Source organism: Duganella rivi (assembly GCF_009857435.1).
GTDB lineage: Bacteria > Pseudomonadota > Gammaproteobacteria > Burkholderiales > Burkholderiaceae_D > Rugamonas > Rugamonas rivi.
Window position 1 is genome coordinate 1 of sequence record NZ_WWCK01000011.1, and the last position, 20,115, is coordinate 20,115.

A 20,115-nucleotide genomic window follows, 5' to 3' on the forward strand; every position below is an offset into this window, starting at 1 on the left:
ATTGGGGACCGATCAAAGAATTTTTCGGCGGCATTTGGGACGGCGTGAAGGCCGCCTTTGCCGGCGGTATTAGCGGCATCGGCGCGCTTATCGTGAACTGGTCCCCGCTCGGCCTGTTCTACCAGGGATTCGCGGCCGTGATGTCCTGGTTTGGCGTGGAAATGCCGGCGAAGTTTTCGACCTTCGGCGCGAATATTCTTACTAGCCTGGGCAACGGAATTTCTAGCGGCCTGGACAGCGTTAAGGCATTCTTCGGCGGATTTTGGGACGGCGTAAAGGCGACCTTTGACGGCGGCATAGGCAGTATCAACGCGCTTATCCTGAACTGGTCCCCGCTCGGCCTGTTCTACCAGGGCTTCGCGGCCGTGATGTCCTGGTTTGGCGTGGAAATGCCGGCGAAGTTTTCGACCTTCGGCGCGAATATCTTGGATGGCCTGGTCAACGGCATCACTAGCCGCCTTGGCGCAGTCAAAGACGCGATCGTAGGCGCTGGCGAAAGCGCCGTCGCCTGGTTCAAAGAGAAGCTGGGCATTCACTCGCCTAGCCGCGTATTTGGCGAGCTGGGCGGCTTTATCAGCCAGGGCGCGGCCATCGGCATCGACGACCAGAAAGCGGCGGTAGCCAAGGCGTCGTTGGCCCTTGCCGTGACGGCGGCCGGCGCGTTCAACTCGCCGGCGCTGGCCCAGGCCGCGCAGCTCGGCACAAACCTGGCACAAGGCGTCCAGGTGCAGATGGCCACGGCCGGCCAGCTCGCCGCGCCGCTGGGCCAGGCCGCGCCACAGGTAGGCAACCAAGTTCCGATCGATCGCCGTAGTTCGGTACTGACGCCCCAGGCTTCGCCAGGCGCTGCCAGTGCTGCGCCGGCGGCGGCCGCACCTAACTACACGATCCAGATTACCGCCGCACCTGGCATGGACCCGCAAGCGATCGCGCGCGCCGTTTCGGCCGAGCTGGACCGCCGCGAGCGGGCGAAGCAATCCCGCGCCATTTCGCGCCTGACCGATTAACCGAGAAAGAAAAGCATGTTGATGTCCCTGGATCAATTCGTATTCGGCCTGGATACCCTGGCCTACGACGCGCTGCAACGGCAAACCCGCTGGAAGCATCGCAACACGTCCCGCGTGGGCGCGCGCGATGCCTTCCAGTTTCTCGGCCCTGGCGACGAAACAATCAGCCTCACCGGCGTTGTGACGCCGGAAATGACAGCAACGGGGGACTTGTCCGCGTTGCAGGACTTGCGCGATATGGCCGACGAGGGCGAGGCCTATGTCCTGGTTGACGGTGCGGGATATGTGTACGGCGCGTTCGTGGTTGAAATGATGGGCGAGAATCAGACCTACCACGACCAAGACGGCATTCCGCGCAAAGTCGAATTCACCATCGGCCTTACTCGCGTCCCTGATACGCAACTGAGCGAGCAGGAGCAAGGGGAGGCAGAGGAATGAAACAGCCGACCCCTGCATTTACCATTACCCTGGACGGGAAGGATTTAACGAGCAAGGTAGAGCCGCGCTTGATAAGCCTAACCATCACCGAATGCCGAGGCGGTGAGGCCGACACCCTGGACCTGGTGTTAGACGACGCAGACGGCAAGCTGTCCATTCCGCCGCGCGGCGCGGTGCTGGCTGTCTCGATCGGATGGGATGGCGAAGGCCTGGTCGACAAGGGAACATTCACCGTTGACGAGACAGAACACAGCGGCGCACCAGACATCATCACCGTGCGCGGCCGCTCCGCCTCGATGACGAAGGAAATGGGCGAGCGCCAGGAGAAAAGCTGGCACCAAAAGACCGTGGGCGACATCGTGAAAACTATCGCGGCAAAGCACAAGCTCAAGCCCGTTGTGGGCGACGCCCTGGCGAAAATCGCTATCCCGCACATCGACCAAACGCACGAGTCCGATATGTCGTTCTTGACGCGCCTAGCGAAGCGCTACGATGCGACGATGACCGTCAAGGAAAGCAATTTGCTGTTTATGCCGATCGGCAAGGGCGTGAGCGCCGGCGGCAAGGATTTGCCTGTCATCGAAATCACGCGGGCCGATGGCGACCAGCACCGCTACCACGTCGCAGAACGGGAAAGCTATGAAGGGGTGAAAGCCTTCTATCGCGGCACCGGGCGCGCGAAGCGCAAGGAGCTGGTAATGGGCGGCGAGAACAACCGCAATATCAAGGTGCTGCCGGAAGTCTACGCAACCGAAGCCGAGGCACGCGCGGCGGCAAAATCCGAGCTGACCAGGTGTAAGCGCGGCCAAGCCACCATGAATTATTCCCTGGCATTGGGGCGAGGCGAGATCCGGCCCGAGCTGCCGGCGTATGTGTCCGGGTTCAAGGACGAGATTGACGCCACGCCCTGGCTGGTGAAGCGCGCAACGCACACAATCAGCGACCAGGGTTTTCTTACCGGCCTGGAACTGGAAATGCGCGACGATCCGGCCAGCGCGCGGCACCGGACCAACTTCCGCCGGCCAGGTAAATGACCGTCTAAAAAACCTTGGCTTTATTGACACTCAACAGAAAGGGGCGAAATCGCCCCTTTTCTTCGTCCTGAGTGTCTAAAAACTATGTCTAGTTTTCTATGTATAATAAACCTTGTTTTCATTTGATTTTTATACAAAGGGAATTATCGTTATGCGTAACGTCAAAATTCGCGGCCGCCATATCGTCGCATCCATGCGTGCGCCCACTTCGTCGCTGCGGCTCTGGCTCAACGAAAAGGCCAGAACCGCCACCGGAAAGGATGCCGAATTTATCGGGCAAGTGCGCCAGCTCCTGGACGATCCCGCCGGCCGTGATATAGGCGCTTGCGGCGCTTGTGACGTGCCGGTGCTACTACCCCAGCCACCCGAGCCTGGCGAGCGCCTGTGCGCCGCGTGCGAGGCCGTGTCGGGGCAAATGGATGTGGAAGAAGCGGCCAAGGCCCAGCAGGGAAACAAAAAGCGCTTGATACGCCTATTCGTGGACGGCCAGGAGTTCCCCGGCGAGATAACCGAATTCACCGCGCCGGCACGGCTGCAGCCCGACTGGCCGCAATGGTTGAGCGTGGGCTATGCGGCCCCGATCGACGCCGCGCAGTTCTTTGGCGAATTCACGCCCGCGCCAGTGACACCGCTCGATGACCTGGCGCGCGAATACTACGAGCGCACCGAGGCCTACGACCGCACGGTATGTACCGGCCCAATACGCGACGGCAGCATCATGCCGGCGACCGCGCGCGAGCAAAGCCTTATCAACCGCCACGCCACCGACTTGCTGCGCGAGCTGCGCCAGCGCGCCGAACGCCTGGGCTACACCAGGAACGACTTACGCCAGGCCATGAGGAACTACAAATGAATCTCGATATCATCAGCGGCGGCATGCGCATAGGCTACGCCCGAGTTTCGACCGTAGACCAGAATTTAGACCTTCAACGCGACGCCCTGACGCGCTCGGGATGCGCGCAGATTTACCAGGACAAGGCCAGCAGCCGCACCACCAAGGCGCGCCCGGAGCTGGAGAACATGCGCCGCGCGCTGCGGCCTGGCGACACCCTGGTTGTGTGGCGGCTCGATCGACTGGGCGGCAACGTCAACGACCTAATCACCATCGTCAACGAATTGATGGCCGCCGGCATTGAGTTTGAAAGCCTGACCGAAAGCATAGACACCAAGACGCCGCACGGCCGCATGTTCTTTACCGTCATGGCGGCTATGAACCAGTACCGGCTCGATGTCATCCATGAAAACACGATGGCCGGATTGAAGGCGGCCAGGGCGCGCGGCCGCGTCGGCGGGCGGCCGCCGGCGCTCGATGAAAAGGGCGTGAGCGACGCCAAGGCGATGATTTCCGGCGGCATGACGATGGCCGATGTTGCCGCGCGCCTGAACATCAGCCGCGCGACGCTGTACAACACGCTGAACCGGGCCGAGGCCGCAGACGCAAAAACGGCCGCGAGTGCGGCCGAGGTAAAGGGGACGAAGAAAAAGAAAGCTGGTTAGAAGACGCGGGAAATTTTCGACTGGCAGAATCCGATAACCTCTATCGAATCGCCGCCTTCGGGCGGTATCACATCAACCGCGTAAGAGGTATTTTCATAGCTTACGCGGGTTGCCCCTCGTACCATGCGCTGCAACCTGGCGACGCGCAGCACGTCACCAAAGCGCACCAGGTAGACGCCATCCGTGTTGCGCGGGCGGCGATCGATCACCATGTATTGACCGTCATCGATCGTGCCAAGCATCGCGTCACCGCATGCGCGCACGATCATGGTTTCGCCGGCGGATAGCCCTTGTTCATCCATGAGCGCGCGCGGCACCGTGACGAACGAGGGCGCGCTCGCGCCGGCTACCAGGTACGTGCGCATATCGAACAGCGGCAAGGCAATGCCGCCGGAATCTATCCCTTCTGTAATGGTGTTTTCGACATCCTCCGTTGTAAACCCACCACGCCCTAGTATCAGCCAGTCAAGGCTGCACGCCTTACGAATTGCAATCTTTATGCACTCCGCAATCGGCGTTGTTTCGCGCGACTTCCAAACGGCTGGCGCGCTCTTGGATATCTCCAAGTACGCAGCCAGCTCTATGTCTTTCTGGACGCCTACCGCCAGCTTCATTCTGTCCACCACGGCGGCGACGTCGATCTTTTCGTTGTCCATTGTTCTTAGAAAAAGTTTCAAAAAGTAATCTCAACCTAATGCTCGCCAGCAAATAACGGGTTACAATTTACATATTGCAACACAGTGACACACACTATTACATTATGCAAACGACAATGCAATCGAAACCTACCCGCGTACCGATCCCGTTAAGCGAGAAAGAACGCAAGCAACTCAAGGGCATGGCGGCAAAGGAGATTCGTAGCGAATCTGCGATGGCGCGCATTATCTATCTCGCTGGCCTGAAGCAACTTTCCGAAAAGAAGTAGTTTTCCTATCTACATTTCCGTTTGACAACAAGTAGAAAGGGCTGGGGAGCGCCTTCTACATGACCAGGAAAAACACACTATGAGCATGAGAATTTCTATCCCCTGCCCCCATTGCGACGCCCGTGCAACCGCACGCAGCAGCCGGCAACTATCTAAAACCCTTCGGGAAATCTACTACCAATGCACCGACGTGGAATGCGGCCACACCTTCGTCGCCAGCCTGGAAGCCACGCGCACGCTGTCGCCATCCTCCAAGCCGCGAACCGAAGTGCGCTTGCCTCTGTCGCCGGCTGTCGTGCACCGAGTAATGCACCAGCTCGAATTACAGGGATTAACCCCTAGCACATGATACTAACTCAATACTGAATCAATATGAATACAATAGCACTCTCGCCCCTGGCGCTCGCGTTCCTGCAACAACACGAAGGCGAACACCTAGCGCACGAAACCGAGCGCCTGGTGGAGCGCTGCACCGCCCACCTGGTAGAAACCGGCATGTGCTCGGCCAGCTCGGCGCGCGATATCACCATGCAAGCGCTGGGCGAGCTGAGCGCGCGCCGCCGCATCGGGCATATCGATTGCACCAGGACCACCAGCTTTACTCTGTTCCTGATCGACTCCCAGGGCCAGCGCCGCGCCCTCACGATCGCCGCCCTTCTCGCCCTGATCGAAGCGCCGGTAGTCACCGCCGCCTAAACCACTTTCCACCAGTACCACCAGCATCGCCGCCACCAGGCGGCGATATGCCGTGCGCCTGGCAGTAAACCGAGCATCAAGGAATCACCGCAACATGGCAGACATAAACAAACTGAAACGCCTTATCGACTTGCACGACCTGGCCGACCGCCTGGGCCTCAAGCGCGGACCAGGTGGAGAAAAGGCGCTGTACCACTCACCGCAACACCCGGACAAAAGCCCATCCCTCTCGATCTTCGTTGACCATCCCAAGAACGGGACCGGCTGGAAGGACCACAGCCAGGAAGGCGTGGGCGGCTCTTGCATCGACCTGGTTATGCTCAAGTTCGGCATGTCGGCCAGCGAGGCAATGAAGTGGTTGCACGAGTCCTACGCCATTCCATTCGACAAACCAGAACAGCCCCAGGAGCAGCGCCCTAAAAGTACCCTCGATTTCATCGCTGAAAAATGCGTCAACGGCCGGGAGAAGGCGCGCGAGTATCTGAAAGGCCGAGGTATCAGCGATGCCGCGATCGATGCCGGCATGAAGGCCAAGACGATCGGCTACAACGACTGGACCAGCACGGCTATCAGCGAGGGTAATGTGGGGTTCGGCGGTCCTGCTGCAGCCTTCCTCGTCCGCGATCCTGATACGCTGCAAGTGGTAGGCGTCGATATGCGTTTCTTCGATCCTGAGCGCAACGGGAAAGTAAAGACCCAAAGCCACGGCACGAAGGACGGCATAGGCTGGACCGTGGACTGGCGCAAGCTGCAACGCGCCGAGCGCGTCTACATCGTAGAAAGCTCGATCAACGCCCTATCGATCGACTCTTGCAATATCCCGAAGGCGGCCAGCTTTGCTATTCGCGGAATCGGCAATGCTGAGCTGATCGACTTCGCTTTCCTCAAGGGTAAACAGGTCATCATTTGCATGGACAATGACGAGCCATTCCCCGATGGCCACCACCAGGCCGGCCGCCGTCCTGGCCCCGAAGCCGCGTGGGCGCTTTACGACCGCCTTACAGCCATGAACATCAGCGCCGTGATCGTTGACCAGACTGAATGGAAGAACAGCGACGGCGAGAACATCAACGACGCCAACGACGTGCTGGACGAGCTGGGCGTCGACGCGCTGCGCAAGTTCCTGGACGTGTTTGAACCGTGGCTGATCGCCGGCCAGGTTGGCGACGCCACCAGGAAGGGCAAGCCGCGCGTCTACCTGCCGGCGCATGACTTCGCCCAATACTGGAAATTCCGCACCCGCCTGGATTTCACCAGTTACATCGGCCGCATGACCAAGAACGACGAAACCGGCGAAGAAACGCCGGTTCTGCAAGACCTGGCCGGCTTCCGCATCGCATCGCTGAGCCGGGTTTCCGTCGCCAGCGCTACGGCCACCATGACCGGCGACAAGGACCAATCCCCAAGCGTCTACTTTGCCGTGACGGTGCAGACCCCGCGCCACGGCGCGCAGCTCACCCGCAAGGTGCTGCTTGACGACCAGCTCCACAACACGCAGCAATGGTCGAAGTTCGGCCCGATCTGGAAGCCGGCCGAGTTCTCGCGTATGGTCAACATCCTGGAACGTACCGCGCACATCGGCGCGCGCAACGCGGCGAACTACGTGGGCCTGGCCTGGCGCGATGGCGAGCTGATCGTCAACGAAGGGCCGGACTGCTATTTCACCGAGGGAGAGAAGCAATGCCCCTACTACAACCTCACATTCCCGTCAGGACCGGTCCAGGACGCGGCGAAAGTGATCCGGGCATACCAGACCACCTTTACCAACAACGCCGCCTCTACGGCCCTCGTATGGGCCTTGGGCGGCCATATGAAAACGCTGCTTGGATTCTGGCCCCACATGACCCTCCAGGCTGACAAAAGCTCCGGTAAGTCCACCCTGATTAAGCGCCTGGAGCGCACCATCAATTTCACGATGTTTTCCGGCCAGTCGCTGCAAACCGAATTCCGCCTGTTGACCAGCATCAGCCACACCAGCCACCCGGTAGGATGGGAAGAGCTGAGCGCCCGCCGGCAAGACGTGATCGACAAGGCCGTGGGCCTCCTGCAAGAAAATTACCAATACACCGTGACCAAGCGTGGCGCGGAAATGACCGAGTACCTGTTGTCCGCGCCGGTCATGCTCGCCGGCGAGGACGTGCCGGTGCGTAGCCTCCTGGGCAAGATCGTGCGTACCACCTTGACCGGGAAAAAAGGACCGCTGATGCCGGAAGACCTGCCGCGCTTCCCTGTGCGCCAGTGGCTGCAATTCCTGGCCGGCCTGAACAAGATGGACGTGGTAGCGAAGTACGCCGAGCTGCGCGACCACTGCCTGGCGAAAAGCCGCGCCGGCGGCAGCGACGAGGGCGCGAAGCGTATGGCCGGCAACTACGCGGCCGTCATGCTGGCTTGGCGCTACCTGGCCGAGTTCGCCGGCATGGACTACCGCGAGGGCGACTTCGGGCAAGACCTCCTGAAAGAGATGAATTCCCACCTGTCCGAGTCCAGCGCCGACCGCTCGCCGTGGGTTTGGATCATGGAAACCGTGCTGTCTGAGATCGACGCCGGCAGCTTCAAGCACCCGTACAAGTTCGACAATATCGATGGTAGCGATGTCCTGTTGATCCGTACCGGCCACATCATGGACCACATCGCGCACTCAAGCCATTTGCGCGACAAGTGGAACAGCTTGCCAGTCAAGACGCCGGCCGTGTTCAAACGCCAGCTTGAGCAAGCCGAGGTGATCGTCGGCGGCGAGGTGGAGCGCACCATTTTGACCAGGCGCGTAGGCCACCTGACGGCGCTGTCCCTGGAAGTCCTGGGCAAGTTCGGCCTGTCCGTATCGATTCGCAAAGACTGAGCGGGGAAACGATGACCGAGCAAACCCGCTGCATCATGTGCAAACATTTCACCCTGCGGCCGCGCACCAGGACCGGCAGCAACGAGCCATTGCGCGAGCAGGACCGCCAGTACAGCAAAACGGGCCTGGGCCGCTGTGCGCACACCCAGGAAAGCTACCGCTGGCACTCGGCCGAGTGTCCCAGGGAATGCGCCAAGGCCGTGCCGATCGACGCCGACCAGGTACAGGCCCGCCGCGCCTACATCGCCAATATCGCATTGGTATCAACATAGTAGCGATTGCCGTTATCTTGATAGCGTGTTGATATCGAAGCGATAGCAGCATGATAGAAAAAGGGCCGTCCCGGAGGTGACGGCCCTTTCATTTCCACGCCGCACTCCTGCGGCGCTGTCTCCTTCTAGGTATTGAGTTGGTCCAGTTTAGCGACTTCGTCCAGTACCCAATTTTGATATTCCTCAACCATAGCGCGGGTTTTGACCAGGCCTTCGTCGCTGCCATCATCGTGTATCGCTTGAAGCACCGTGGTCATGCCCAGCGCTTGCGATCGGAAGTTTTGTAGGATCGCGCGCCGGCGTTCCATAAAATGGATTTTCAAATCGTCACGCATCGGCACCTTCATATCCAGGATGTCGCGGTTGGTCTGGATCATAACGGCCAGCTCTTCCGGCTTGATCGATATTGCCATGCTTCCCCCTATCGGTTTGCTTCGCGTTCTTCGGCCGCGACGAACCGCGACACCGCCAGGGCGAAGCCGGCCGCGCGGCTCAAGCCCAGCGCCTTCGCCTTCTTGTCCAGCTCGGCCAGCAGCTTCGCATCGATCGTCAGGCTGATAGGCTTCTTGCGGCCACCGTCCACCACTGGCGCCGTAGTGCGCGCATGCGCGCCGGCGTCAGGAGCGGCGGCGATCTTCGCTTGTACGTCCGCTTCGGTCACGCCTGGTTTCAAGGTAATGCCGCCGCCTGGTTTTGCCGTCATGTTTGATTTCATATTAATACCTCTCTAATACTGTGTTGATCTTATCTTGATATCAAGGTGATGTTAGGTTAATCGACGGCGACCACATCACCCGGTTTCAGCTTGTCACTGGCAACGATGCGGCCGGCGGGGTGTTCCTCGTCAGGCACCAGGCGAACGTAAGCCGGCACATGCTCGCCGTTCGCTGTTGCCACCGCTTGCTCCACCAGCAGATCGATTTCTAACTTCGCCTCTGGCGGTGCGCCCTTGTATTCCGCGATGTAGCGGCCCTGGGCGCTGGCGTGAGAAATCGCCTTGCGATCGCCCAGGCGGGCCGTGATGACCGGGAAACCAGATTCGTACACCGTCGCTATCGCGGCGTAGTTATCGCCCTCCTGGCCGGCCGGATCGGCTTTGTTCAGGAACGCAATGACCTTGAAATCTTTCACGCCCAGCATTTCACGCAGCAGCTTGACGGTGTTCTCAAAGGCCCAAACCTCATACGAGCGGGGAGCAAAAGGAAACAGTACAACATCGCAGAGCGTCAGCGCCGCACGCATGGCCCCGTTGTCATTCGCCGCCACGTCGATAACGACATCATCGAACTGGCCGGCTTTCAACAGGACTTGCGCACGCAGCGACGGACCATCCGGCAGCGGCGTAGCCTCGATGCCTGGCAAGCCGGCTTCAATGCGCGCGGTCAGGGACAAGAACAGGTGTTTCTGTTCATCGTCGCCATCGACGCCCCAGGCGCGGCGGCCCATGCGAGCCAGGCCGGTAATCAGTTGCGTGGACGTGGTGGACTTGCCAGCGCCGCCTTTTTTGTTCACTACCGCGTAAATTGCCATGATATTTATTTCCTATTAAAAATATAGCTGTTCGATTGTATGGTAATACTTATTTGATATCAACTTGATGGTGTAACGCCGTGTTACTGCGACGCTTTCGGCGTATGGTCTTCTAGTGTTTTAAGCAACGCTTCTTGCTCAAGTATCGCATCAACGATCGCATGACGGACGTGCATAACTTCGCCTGGCGTGCCGTTGCCATTCTTGACCAGGCGAGCCACATGCGCGGCGTTCTCCAGGTCGAACCGCGTAGCCTGGTGCGGATCGGCGGTGCGCGGGTTGATCGCCTCGCCGTCCTCGATGTCGAAGGCCAGCGGCAAGCCTTCAACCACCACCACATAGGCTTGCGCCAGCACCACGCCGCGCAGCGCCTCGCCGGCACGCTGATAGCGGGCGATTGCTTCGCGGGTTTCCTTGAGTACAGCGGTCCAGTCGTTCATGTTCATGTTTCCCCCTCATAGCGCCCGCTGTGGCGGGCTGGTTGATTCCGGTAAGCCCGCCACCTGGCGAGCTGGCGGGTTAGAAAAAGTAGTACGCGACGTTGCCGCATTCCTCGTCCTGGTCTTCGCTGTCGAAGCGCACACCAGGAACGGCGGCCATGATCGCCTTGGCCTTGGCAAAGGCCGCCGCACCGTCCACCAGTACCGAGAACATGCCGGCGTTGATGAACGTGATTTCAGCGGTCACACCGTCTTTTTTCAGCGCGGCGGCCATGCGTTCCTGGATGAGATTCAACATTGTTTTCCCTTAAAAGTTCATGCGACAGACTCAATAGTATCTTAATCTCATGTTGATATCAACATGATGTATAAATAATTGTGGTTTGATTGCATCTTGATGTTAATACCAACTTGATATATACGGGTGCGCGACGCCGGCGGCCGCAGACCTGGCCACCCGGATCTGCCCTCGATCGGCGCTCGATGCCGAGGCGGGCTGCAGGAAGCGCCGGCGGCCGCCGACCTGGTGCGCGATCCAGGACACCGGCCGGCCTCGATCGGCGCTCGATGCCGAGGCCGGCTGCAGCGCCAGGCCGGCCGCTACCTGGTGCGCGTCATGCCGGCGGCCGCCGGCGCGATCGCGGCCGCCGAGCAGCTGGTCGACCAGGTGTTTGCGGGCCTCGATCGGGACCAGGCGACGCCGGCCAGGCCGGAAAAGCCGGCCGGAAAGAGCCAGGGTAGGGCGACAGTCCCGGCGCTGTCGATACGGCACAGGGAAAACCGTGCGGCCGTGGATTTGCTGCTGATTTTGAGCTAAGTATCTGATTTATATAGAAACAGCATCCCCGGATGACTGCCGTTTTTCCCCGGATCGGCCCACTTTGTCCACGCCGCCACTTTCCGCCCCTTTACCTCTCTCTCTCTCTAAATCATTGAAAAGAAAGAAGAAAAGACAAGCAGGGAAGAAAGGAAGTGCGCGCGCCCATCCACAGGCCAAAGGCGTTTTTCCCCCTGTTTTTCCCCCTGCCTATTTTTTAATCCCCCGATTCCAGGGCTTCCCCCGGATTTTTCCGGGGATCGTGGGGGATAAATTTTCTCGACAAATCAAGCAGTTACATGCTAAAGCGACCTCATTCCACCGATCCACGGCCCGCGCTGCCTATGGTCCCGCCACGGCGTAACGACTCTTTCTTTCCCGGCTCGCCTTTCTCGCCCCTCCAAAACGCATCAAAACCGCCTCTAACGTGCGTCATGTTGCGTCGGGCATTTACCCCTGATTTCGGCCGAAAGCCGCACCAGGGGCCGCTATAGCCCTGCTGCTGGCTGCATCAAAAAGGGGGTATCAAGCACAAGAGGCTCGCGGGCGGGAGGGTTCGGCAACCGCAAGCTAACCGCGTCCCTGGTACGCCTCCCAGGCCATAGGAGGCCCGTAGCGCCGTTTTCAGCCTTGGGACGTGAAAAGGGGCGGCCGCACACCAAAAACGCGCCACAGGCCCGGAGAACGCGCCCCAGGGGCATCGCCGGCGGCCCGGAACATGAACAACTTGCGGCCCTGGCCGTAGGGTTGCGCCAACAAAGGAACCCGCCGGCCCTATCGGCCAGCGGGCGGCGCTGGTCTGCCGGCCTTCCTGGCCGCTGGCCGCAACCAGGCCGCCGGCCAGTCCTGGCGCGCGCCTTGGCCGGCGGCTTGCCGCCTGTCCAACTTCGCCGCCTTCGCGCCGAAGCCGGCCAGGATGCGTTAAACGAGTGAGCGGGGAGTACGGAAAGAATGAAGAAACCCCGGTGCGCTGACGGCCGCCGGCGCGAAGTCGGCCGCCGTCCTGCAAGCCTGGGGTTATGGGCGCGTGAATGACTAGCGCCGAGCTGGCCGCCGCGTCCCGAGAGGGCGCGGGGTTTCGGGCAGCGTGAACGGGGCGCAGGGTCCGCAGCCCGCGCGGGGTTTGCGCGGGTGAGCCGGTAGGAGCCGGCCCGGTAGGGCTTGGCCGCTTGCGGCCAACTCCGTAGCCCGGCGAAGACCTGTGCAACCGTGTGTTGGCGTAAGCGTCACCCTTGTTGAGTTTTCCTTGTGCGCGCAGCGCAGTCTGGTTTTGCTTTTCCCAGTCTTCCTTGTGCGCCCAAAGGGCGCAGTCTCGACTTGTCTACCCCGCGATCGTGGAACGTGAGGAACAATCTAATAGGGCAAATAAATTGCGAAATTGGGCGGGAACCCGCGCCAGCACTGGCTTTCTTCGTTGCGAGGGTTACGCACCGTGGTGCGTAGTGCTACGCACGGCGGTGCGTAGAGTCACGCACCTGGGCGGTAAAAGGTGCAGGTTTACCCGTTTTCGTCAAGAGTCTACGCACGGCGATGCGTAGTACCATGCACGTTAGCAGTAAACCTATGTCGTTGAATCGGTAAACCTATGTTCCCTGAGCGGCAAACCTGGTATGATGATGCCACCGAATCACTACAGGCGCAATCATCATGGTTAGCAAAGCAAAGAACATCACCCTACCCGCCGACACCGAGGAAACGCGGGGCAATAAAACCCAGGGCTGGTTGCAAACTGAGAAGTCAGCACACCAGGCCATGTGGAAGCTGGGCATTAAGCACCCGATGGCGTTGGCGGTTCTGCATTTCATGGTTTCCAAGCTGTCGAAGGGAACAAACGGCGTTGTCATCAGTGCTGCCGCCCTGGCGCGGCAAATGGGCCTTGCGCCTCGCACAGTGCAAAATACGATCACCGTTTTGCGAGACTGCAAATTCGTCCAGGTACTCAAATCCGGCAACTGCAACGTGTACATCATCAACTCGCGCGTGGCATGGCAGGGCGAGCGTGGGATGCGTTTCTCTGTCTTCAACACCGCGATGGTGATTGACGAGCAAGAGCAGACGCAAACCATTGAGGAACTGGAAGCCGAGGCAGACGAACAAATGCACGTGCCGGTTATGACCTTCAACGAAGAAATCCAACTCGACGCGATCGACGCGCCGCCGGCGCTGCCGTCCCAGGGAAGCTTGTTGCCGGAATAAGCGATACGCGCCGGTACACCGCCGGCGCTAACCTGGTCACTCCTGCGGCGTCGCTTCGATCGTGTAAGGCTTGAAGCGCACCACCTCCTCCCCAATCCACTCGTTCAGCTCCAGGAACCGCGCTTGTAGCGGTTCCACCTCATTGCGCCCGAACACCTTGGCCGCCGTGTCGGCCGCGCCAAAGCCGCCCGTATTGCTCGGCACCACGCCCAGGAGCTGCGGCGGTACGCGGTGCGCCGCCAGCATGTCGTCGCGCGTGATGTTCTTGATGTTGAAAAACTCGTCCTTGGCCGTGACCTCCGAAACCGGGATAAGCTGGATACCGTCTTTCTTGCCGTTCGGCGCGTACATGAACAGGTTGCGGAAATTGCCCGGTCCCTTGCTGTCCTTGAGCGCCTGGCGCATGGCTTTAACATCGTCCTCGTTCTGCGCCGCGTCCGTCATGTACAGGATGAAGCCGGCGTGGCTACCGTTCTCGTAATACTTCCGGCGGAACAGCGTCGCGCTTTCGTTCAACCAGGCGGAATGCAGGGAACCCAGGTACTCCGGCAAGCCGTACACTTCCTGGTTGATGTCCGGTTCCATCAAGTGAAAAACCGAATCGGGCGCAAACTCGTATGCGTCTTTCAGGTTGTCGCGGTCCACGAAATAGTAGCGGTCCAGATCGACGCCGCGCCGCGTGTATTTCGATAGGGCTGGGACGAGTTTTAAGGGGCCGCCAAGGCGCGAACTGCGCTTCTCCAGGTAGCCATTGCCGAAGGTCAGGAAATTGAGCGCCCAGGAGCTAAACGCCTGGCGCGTCAGCAGCTTGTGAGGAATGAAGGTGGACGCCAACACATTGCGCTTGAAGAACATGGCCGAGCTGTGGTGCGTGCCGGCGTGGAAAGTCTTTGCCAGGCCGTCAAAGCTGACCGGCGGTTCGTACCAATCGTTATAGGCTGTGCATTGCACGTAATCGAGAATGCTCGATCGGTCCATGACTGGCACCGGATCGCCAAACGTGAAGGCCTCCGCGCGGCTTTGCGTCACTACGGCCGGCGCTGCTGCAGCCGCGCTCGCCTGGTCCTGGTTGTTGTGGTGTTCGGTCATCCTGTGAAAATCTCCATAAAGCTGCTGTTGTTTGCTGTGGTTCCTTCCAACGGTTCATTGGAAAGGGCATTGAGTACCGCCCAGGCCAGATCCGCGTGGCCTGTCTCGGCCGAATGGCCGGCGGTGTATGTGACCTGGCGGCCGCTGGGCGTCATGGTCTTTTTGATCGCCATGAACGATTGCGCTACATCGGTCCAGCCGGCGTCGAACTGCAAGCGCGCCTTGCTGATGACGGAAAGGCCTTTCAGCACCAGGCGGCCTTTCAGCTCTGCCGTGTAGTCCAGACCGACCACGGCCGGGAAGAACTGCTTTACGAGCTGGTGGACGCCGTGCCCCAGGCCTGTGCGGTCGATCGCTATGTACGAGACGTTGTAGCGCTCTGTAATTTTTTTGATGAAGGCCGCTTGTCCTTCAAAGTCCATCCCCCGGAACTGGTGTTTTTCCAGCATGCGGAACTTGCCGCCAGGGACCGCCGGCGGCGCGATCACCACGCAGCCGGCCGAGTCGCCGGATAGCGCCGGATCGTAGCCAACCCATACCTGCTTATAGCCAAAGGGGCGCTCTGCAAACGGCTTGAAATCGTCCGCCCATTCAACCCAGGAATCGACCATGCAGCGCTGTAGATCGGCCAGCGGGAAAATGGACGCGCTGTCGTCAATGAAGTGGCACATGTAGAGCTGTGCGTACTCGGCTGGGCTGTTCTCCAGCTTCAATTCGTCCAGGTCGAACAGGTTGCAGCCGCCGGCCGCCGCGTCCTCCACCGTGACGATTTGCCGCCACTGGCGATCCGCGCCAAACGCGCCGCCGGCCAGCGCCTTGTGCGTGGTATCGATCGTCACTTTGTCGGCCGTCGCGCGGCCCTTGTTGGCGCTGTCGCCGGACCAGAAGGCGTGCGCCTCATGCGTCAGACTGGAAGGCGTAGAAAAGTAAGTCTTGCGCCAGTTCTTGTGCGACGCCATCGCCGCCGCTACCTTGTTCAGCTTCGTAAAGCCAGGCACCCAAAAATATTCATCGAAGTAGAAATTGCCGTGATAGCTCTGTGCCGTGTTGGCGTTCGTGCTCAAGAAAATCAGCTCGGCACCGTTCGGCAACAGGATGGTTTCGCCGGTCAGCTCCATATCGATCGTCTGCCGCACGAAGGCGCAGATATAGGCCCGGAAAACATGCACCTGGGCCTTGCTGGCGGATAGGAAAATCTGGTTGCGGCCGGTCAGCAGCGCATCAATCAGCGCCTCGCGCGCGAAGTACCAGGTAGCGCCGATCTGGCGCGACTTGAGGACGTTGCGCGTGCGCTTGTCGCCGTTCCTGTACCACGTCTTCTGGTAGTCGAATAGCGATTCCTCAAACGCGGCCAGCAGCTTCGCGGTTTGTTCTTCCGTGATGGCATTGCGCGCCGGCTTCTTTTTCGGCTCGGCATTGCGCGCCAGGATGTTCGGATTTAGGTCTGACTCTTTCCCCGTTTCGCGGTACTTGACGATGCGCTCGCCGCGCTCCAACTGGCGCATGAGCAAATCAATTTCTTTGAAGTCGCCAGGAGTTTTTGCGTCCTTCGATATCAGCGATATGAGGCGCTGTTCTAGCGACAGCTCGACCTTTTGCAAAGGCGTGAACTTGTCCCACTCGTCGCGCGCATGCCAGGCCTGTACGGTGCTGCGCTTCTCGTCCAGATGGCGAGCAATGGACGATATGCGCCAGCCCTGCCAGTACAGGTCGCGCGCGATTCTGCGGGGGTCTTTTTCCAGTAGTTGAGCGGTGAAATTTTCAATCATGCGGCCAGTGTGACGGCCTCGCGTGCGCGCGAAAATCACCAACGAATGTGCTGGCAACCAGCACAAACTCTAATCATTGAGAGAACGATTCCGAACGCGCACCATGCAATCCGTCACACCACTTATCACCTGACGGAGAACACAACCCAATGAGCAAAGCAGCAGACACCAGCAAAGCGAAATCGAAAAAATTCCGCGTTGCAGTAGAAGGCGCGACCACCGACGGCCGCGAAATCACCCGCGAATGGATTACGCAGATGGCGGCGAACTACAGCGCCACCAAGTACGGCGCGCGCGTCAACCTGGAACACATTCGCGGCATCCTGCCCGACAGCCAGTTCAAGGCCTACGGCGACGTGCTGGAACTGGAAGCGCAAGAGCTGAGCGGCGAGTTTTCCGGCAAGCTGGGCCTGTTCGCCACCATCGCGCCTCTGCCCGACCTGGTAGCCATGACCAACGCCGGCCAAAAGATTTACACCTCGATCGAAGTTGATCCGAACTTCGCCAAGACCGGCGAGGCGTACATGGTAGGCCTGGCCGTCACCGACAGCCCCGCCAGCCTGGGTACCGAGATTCTGGCTTTCGCAGCTCAAAACCCGGCAGCCTCGCCATTCGCGCACAAAAAGCAAAGCCCGCAAAACCTGTTCACGGCGGCAGTGGAAACCGTCATCGAAATGGAAGCAGCGGCCGCGCCTGGCGCAGTCGCCAAGCTGTTCAGCACCGTGCAAGAGCTGCTGGCCGGCGGCGCGAAGAAAACCGCATCCGATGAAGCACGCTTCGCCGACATCGGCCAGGCCGTGAACCTGTTGGCGACGCACACCCAGGAACAAGCCACGCAGTTCGCCGCGACCATCGACAAGCAGAACAAGGAAATCGCGGACCTGAAAGCCCAGGGCGAGAAGGACCGCAAGGAAGTGGCCGACCTGACCGCGAAGCTGTCGAAGCAGGACGCCAACCCGGCGAGCCGTCCACCAGCCACCGGCGGCGGCAGCGCCAATCTGGCCGAGTTCTAACCAGTAACACAACCACCAAACGATTTAGGAGATTTACCCAGATGTTGAACGATACCCGTGTGAAGTTTGAAGGCTACCTGGCGCAAGTTGCAAAGCTGAACGCCGTAGCCTCCGCGCTGCAAAAATTCAGCGTGGCCCCCGCTGTGCAACAAAAGCTGGAAAAGAAAATTCAGCAATCCAGCGCCTTCCTGTCCTCGATTAACGTTATCGGCGTTACCAACCAGGAAGGCGAAAAGCTGGGCCTGGGCGTAGGCAGCACCGTAGCCAGCACCACCGACACCAGCAAGAACAAGCGCAACACCACCGATATTTCCAATATCGAACTGGTCAACAAATACCGCTGCGAGCAAACGAACTTCGACTGGCACATCGGCTACGGCAAGCTGGACGCCTGGGCCGAACAGCCGGAATTCCAAACCATGCTGGCCGAGGCGATCGCGCAGCGCCAAGCGCTCGACCGCGTAATGATCGGCTGGAACGGCATCGCCCGCGCGGCCACCTCCGACCGCGCAGCACATCCGCTGCTGCAAGACGTGAACAAAGGCTGGTTGCAGCAAATCCGCGAGAACGCACCGCAGCGCGTTATGTCCCACGGCAGCCTGGCGGCCGACAAGATCAAGGTAGGCGCGGGCGGCGACTACGAGAACCTGGACGCCCTGGTGTTCGACCTGGTAAACGAATTCCTGGACGAATGGCACCAGGAAGACACCGGCCTGGTTGTTATCTGCGGCCGCCGTCTGCTGGCTGACAAATACTTCCCGATCATCAACCAGCAACAGGCGAACACCGAAAAGCTGGCCGCCGATATGATCGTCAGCCAAAAGCGTATCGGCAACCTGCCAGCGGTACGTGTTCCTAACTTCCCGGCTAACGGTCTGCTGGTCACGCGCCTGGACAACCTGTCGGTCTACTTCCAGAAGGGCGCGCGCCGTCGCCAGGTGAAAGAGGCGTCCGAGTGGGACCGCGTGGAAAACTACGAGTCGTCCAACGAAGCGTATGTCGTGGAAGACTACGGCATGACCGCGCTGGCCGAAAACATCGAACTGCTGCCAGTACCGAAGGCGTAACGATGACCAGCCCCGCACGAGCCCACTTCCAGCGCGTGATTGCTGCCCGCACGGCAGCAGCCGCGCCGCACGGCGGCACGCTGGCCGGCGCAAGCAACTACGAGCTGATGCTCGCAAAGCTGGCGACCGACCGCGCGCGACTGCACCAGGTCAAGTCCAACGAGCGCAAGGCCGCCGTAAAGCGCGAACTGCTGCCGGAGTACGAGAACTATGTAACCGGCTCGCTGGAAGGCGGGCGCGGGGCGCAAGACGACGTACTCACCACAATCATGCTGTGGCGCATCGACGCCGGCGACTATGCCGGCGCGCTGCCAATCGCTGAATACGCGCTGACTCACCGGCTGACGCTGCCCGATGAATTCAGCCGCTCCACGGCAACCGTGGTGGCGGAAGAATTCGCGGAACAGGCAATCATCGCCTTGCGCGCCGGCCAGCCTTTCGACGTTGAGCAGTTGAAGCACGTAGCCGACCTGACCGAGCCGCATGATATGCCCGACCAGGTGCGCGCCAAGCTGTACAAGGCGATCGGCCTGACGGTGCAGGACAAGCCCGAAGTGGCTTTGCTGTACCTGAATCGCGCCTTGAAGCTGCATGACCGATCGGGCGTGAAACAAGACATTGACCGGCTGCAAAAGCAGCTCGGCAACTCCGCCGCCGGCAGCAATGCCAGCGGCACGTAAAGAGCCTCCCCGGCCTGGCGGCGCTGGCTGACGATAGCAAAGCCCTTGCGGCTCCACGCTGTCCGAAGCCAGCCCACCGCCTCTAACCGAAAGCAACACCGTATGTCTTCCTTTATCGCAAACGAACCAGTCAGCACGCCGACCAGCGCACCAGGCGAAACCCCGCCGGCCGGCATCATCACCAATGACGGCTTTTTCCCCGATATCGACCTGGCGCACCTGCGCGCAGCCGTGCGCCTCAACGGCACCGTGACCGACGAGCGCCTGGTCGACGCCCTGGTCAGCGCAATGATTAACGTCAACGGCGAGCTGGCGGCCTGGAAAGTGGCGAGCATCGCTGCAGGAGCCGTCAACCTGGAAGCCATGCCGCCACAGCTCGGCGGCAAGAGCATCAAGGCCACGCTGTACCGCACGGCGGTGTACCGCAGCACGAAAGCGGATCTCACCGAGCGATACCGCGACTACGACAGCACGAAGGCCGGCGATCGCGCCGCCGACGAGCTGGAACCCTCGATCGATGACGACCGCCGCGCCGCTCGCTGGGCTATCCGCGATCTGCTGGGCGTAGCGCGTACCACGGTAGAGCTGATCTGATGCGCGTCACCACGCAACAGGGCGACACCGTAGACCTTCTGTGCTGGCGGCACCGGAAGCAAACGGCCGGCATCGTTGAAGCCACGCTAGAGCTAAACCCAGGCCTGGCCGATTACGGCCCGGTCCTACCACATGGCCTGGTTGTTGAGCTACCAGACCCGCAAACCGCAAAACCAAAAACCAACCTCATCAACCTGTGGGACTAATTTAGG

25 protein-coding genes are annotated in these 20,115 nt (G+C 60.2%); 17 read left to right on the top strand and 8 right to left on the bottom strand.

Features of this window, described 5'->3' with window-relative positions; genetic code table 11:
* From GTP45_RS27350 to GTP45_RS27370, 5 genes are all read left to right on the top strand, one after another.
* Positions 1-1,007: phage tail protein (locus tag GTP45_RS27350; RefSeq protein WP_443093286.1), on the top strand; the 1,007-nt coding region annotated here is incomplete at its 5' end.
* A 15-nt stretch (positions 1,008-1,022) separates the two neighbouring features.
* Positions 1,023-1,445 (top strand): phage tail protein, encoded by a 423-nt coding sequence (locus tag GTP45_RS27355; RefSeq protein ID WP_161017008.1) that lies wholly within the window; start codon positions 1,023-1,025, stop codon positions 1,443-1,445.
* Entirely contained in the window at positions 1,442-2,479 is a 1,038-nt protein-coding gene (locus tag GTP45_RS27360; protein ID WP_161017009.1) for a phage late control D family protein, read from the top strand. Before GTP45_RS27355 ends, GTP45_RS27360 begins: the two co-directional genes overlap by 4 nt.
* Before the next feature lie 280 nt (positions 2,480-2,759).
* On the top strand, positions 2,760-3,332 hold the full coding sequence (locus GTP45_RS28465) for a hypothetical protein (protein ID WP_217363403.1): 573 nt from the start codon (positions 2,760-2,762) through the stop codon (positions 3,330-3,332).
* Positions 3,329-3,976, top strand: coding sequence for a recombinase family protein (locus GTP45_RS27370; RefSeq protein ID WP_174821682.1), 648 nt, complete (start codon positions 3,329-3,331; stop codon positions 3,974-3,976). Before GTP45_RS28465 ends, GTP45_RS27370 begins: the two co-directional genes overlap by 4 nt.
* Here the strand turns inward: GTP45_RS27370 and GTP45_RS27375 are convergent.
* Positions 3,973-4,632: a LexA family transcriptional regulator gene (locus GTP45_RS27375; protein ID WP_161017010.1), complete on the bottom strand. Its 660-nt coding sequence runs from the start codon at positions 4,630-4,632 to the stop codon at positions 3,973-3,975. The genes GTP45_RS27370 and GTP45_RS27375 overlap by 4 nt on opposite strands.
* 116 nt (positions 4,633-4,748) lie before the next feature.
* Between GTP45_RS27375 and GTP45_RS28125 the strand changes: the two genes are divergently transcribed.
* From GTP45_RS28125 to GTP45_RS27395, 5 genes are all read left to right on the top strand, one after another.
* The gene (locus GTP45_RS28125) at positions 4,749-4,901 is read left to right on the top strand and encodes a hypothetical protein (RefSeq protein WP_166454762.1); all 153 of its coding nucleotides are present in this window, start codon (positions 4,749-4,751) and stop codon (positions 4,899-4,901) included.
* Positions 4,902-4,986: 85 nt separating this feature from the next.
* Positions 4,987-5,250: an Ogr/Delta-like zinc finger protein gene (locus GTP45_RS27380; RefSeq protein ID WP_161017011.1), complete on the top strand. Its 264-nt coding sequence runs from the start codon at positions 4,987-4,989 to the stop codon at positions 5,248-5,250.
* Between the two features lie 23 nt (positions 5,251-5,273).
* Positions 5,274-5,597, top strand: a complete 324-nt coding sequence (locus GTP45_RS27385; protein ID WP_161017012.1) for a hypothetical protein — start codon at positions 5,274-5,276, stop codon at positions 5,595-5,597.
* Between the two features lie 94 nt (positions 5,598-5,691).
* Positions 5,692-8,436: a toprim domain-containing protein gene (locus GTP45_RS27390; protein WP_161017013.1), complete on the top strand. Its 2,745-nt coding sequence runs from the start codon at positions 5,692-5,694 to the stop codon at positions 8,434-8,436.
* Positions 8,437-8,447: 11 nt separating this feature from the next.
* Positions 8,448-8,708 carry a hypothetical protein gene (locus tag GTP45_RS27395; RefSeq protein WP_161017014.1) on the top strand — a complete coding sequence of 87 codons (261 nt, stop codon included), beginning with the start codon at positions 8,448-8,450 and terminating at the stop codon, positions 8,706-8,708.
* A 125-nt stretch (positions 8,709-8,833) separates the two neighbouring features.
* On the opposite strand, the gene GTP45_RS27400 is transcribed toward GTP45_RS27395, so the two are convergent.
* From GTP45_RS27400 to GTP45_RS27420, 5 genes are all read right to left on the bottom strand, one after another.
* Positions 8,834-9,121 carry a hypothetical protein gene (locus tag GTP45_RS27400; protein ID WP_161017015.1) on the bottom strand — a complete coding sequence of 96 codons (288 nt, stop codon included), beginning with the start codon at positions 9,119-9,121 and terminating at the stop codon, positions 8,834-8,836.
* An 8-nt stretch (positions 9,122-9,129) separates the two neighbouring features.
* Complete coding sequence (locus tag GTP45_RS28930) at positions 9,130-9,411, bottom strand: ribbon-helix-helix protein, CopG family (RefSeq protein ID WP_229258675.1); 282 nt, start codon at positions 9,409-9,411, stop codon at positions 9,130-9,132.
* Positions 9,412-9,479: 68 nt separating this feature from the next.
* Positions 9,480-10,238 carry a nucleotide-binding protein gene (locus GTP45_RS27410; protein WP_161017016.1) on the bottom strand — a complete coding sequence of 253 codons (759 nt, stop codon included), beginning with the start codon at positions 10,236-10,238 and terminating at the stop codon, positions 9,480-9,482.
* Positions 10,239-10,321: 83 nt separating this feature from the next.
* Positions 10,322-10,678 (bottom strand): hypothetical protein, encoded by a 357-nt coding sequence (locus GTP45_RS27415; protein WP_161017017.1) that lies wholly within the window; start codon positions 10,676-10,678, stop codon positions 10,322-10,324.
* Between the two features lie 79 nt (positions 10,679-10,757).
* Positions 10,758-10,976, bottom strand: coding sequence for a hypothetical protein (locus GTP45_RS27420; protein ID WP_161017018.1), 219 nt, complete (start codon positions 10,974-10,976; stop codon positions 10,758-10,760).
* Between the two features lie 126 nt (positions 10,977-11,102).
* Between GTP45_RS27420 and GTP45_RS27425 the strand changes: the two genes are divergently transcribed.
* Both GTP45_RS27425 and GTP45_RS27430 read left to right on the top strand, forming a co-directional pair.
* Positions 11,103-11,495 (top strand): hypothetical protein, encoded by a 393-nt coding sequence (locus GTP45_RS27425; protein ID WP_161017019.1) that lies wholly within the window; start codon positions 11,103-11,105, stop codon positions 11,493-11,495.
* Between the two features lie 1,647 nt (positions 11,496-13,142).
* Entirely contained in the window at positions 13,143-13,691 is a 549-nt protein-coding gene (locus GTP45_RS27430) for a replication/maintenance protein RepL (protein ID WP_161017020.1), read from the top strand.
* Positions 13,692-13,727: 36 nt separating this feature from the next.
* Here GTP45_RS27430 and GTP45_RS27435 read toward each other — a convergent pair whose 3' ends face one another.
* Both GTP45_RS27435 and GTP45_RS27440 read right to left on the bottom strand, forming a co-directional pair.
* Positions 13,728-14,780 (bottom strand): phage portal protein, encoded by a 1,053-nt coding sequence (locus GTP45_RS27435; RefSeq protein WP_161017021.1) that lies wholly within the window; start codon positions 14,778-14,780, stop codon positions 13,728-13,730.
* The gene (locus GTP45_RS27440; RefSeq protein WP_161017022.1) at positions 14,777-16,549 is read right to left on the bottom strand and encodes a terminase ATPase subunit family protein; all 1,773 of its coding nucleotides are present in this window, start codon (positions 16,547-16,549) and stop codon (positions 14,777-14,779) included. The genes GTP45_RS27435 and GTP45_RS27440 overlap by 4 nt, the downstream gene beginning before the upstream one ends.
* A gap of 149 nt (positions 16,550-16,698) precedes the next feature.
* On the opposite strand from GTP45_RS27440, the gene GTP45_RS27445 reads away from it, so the two are divergent.
* The 5 genes from GTP45_RS27445 to GTP45_RS27465 all read left to right on the top strand — a co-directional run bounded on the left by GTP45_RS27445 (position 16,699) and on the right by GTP45_RS27465 (position 20,109).
* Entirely contained in the window at positions 16,699-17,562 is an 864-nt protein-coding gene (locus tag GTP45_RS27445) for a GPO family capsid scaffolding protein (RefSeq protein WP_161017023.1), read from the top strand.
* Between the two features lie 41 nt (positions 17,563-17,603).
* Positions 17,604-18,629: a phage major capsid protein, P2 family gene (locus GTP45_RS27450; RefSeq protein WP_161017024.1), complete on the top strand. Its 1,026-nt coding sequence runs from the start codon at positions 17,604-17,606 to the stop codon at positions 18,627-18,629.
* A 2-nt stretch (positions 18,630-18,631) separates the two neighbouring features.
* A complete protein-coding gene (gpM, locus tag GTP45_RS27455; RefSeq protein WP_161017025.1) occupies positions 18,632-19,309 on the top strand; it encodes a phage terminase small subunit in 678 nt (225 codons plus the stop codon).
* A gap of 102 nt (positions 19,310-19,411) precedes the next feature.
* Complete coding sequence (locus tag GTP45_RS27460) at positions 19,412-19,903, top strand: head completion/stabilization protein (RefSeq protein WP_161017026.1); 492 nt, start codon at positions 19,412-19,414, stop codon at positions 19,901-19,903.
* The gene (locus tag GTP45_RS27465; protein WP_161017027.1) at positions 19,903-20,109 is read left to right on the top strand and encodes a tail protein X; all 207 of its coding nucleotides are present in this window, start codon (positions 19,903-19,905) and stop codon (positions 20,107-20,109) included. Before GTP45_RS27460 ends, GTP45_RS27465 begins: the two co-directional genes overlap by 1 nt.
* Positions 20,110-20,115: the final 6 nt, after the last annotated feature.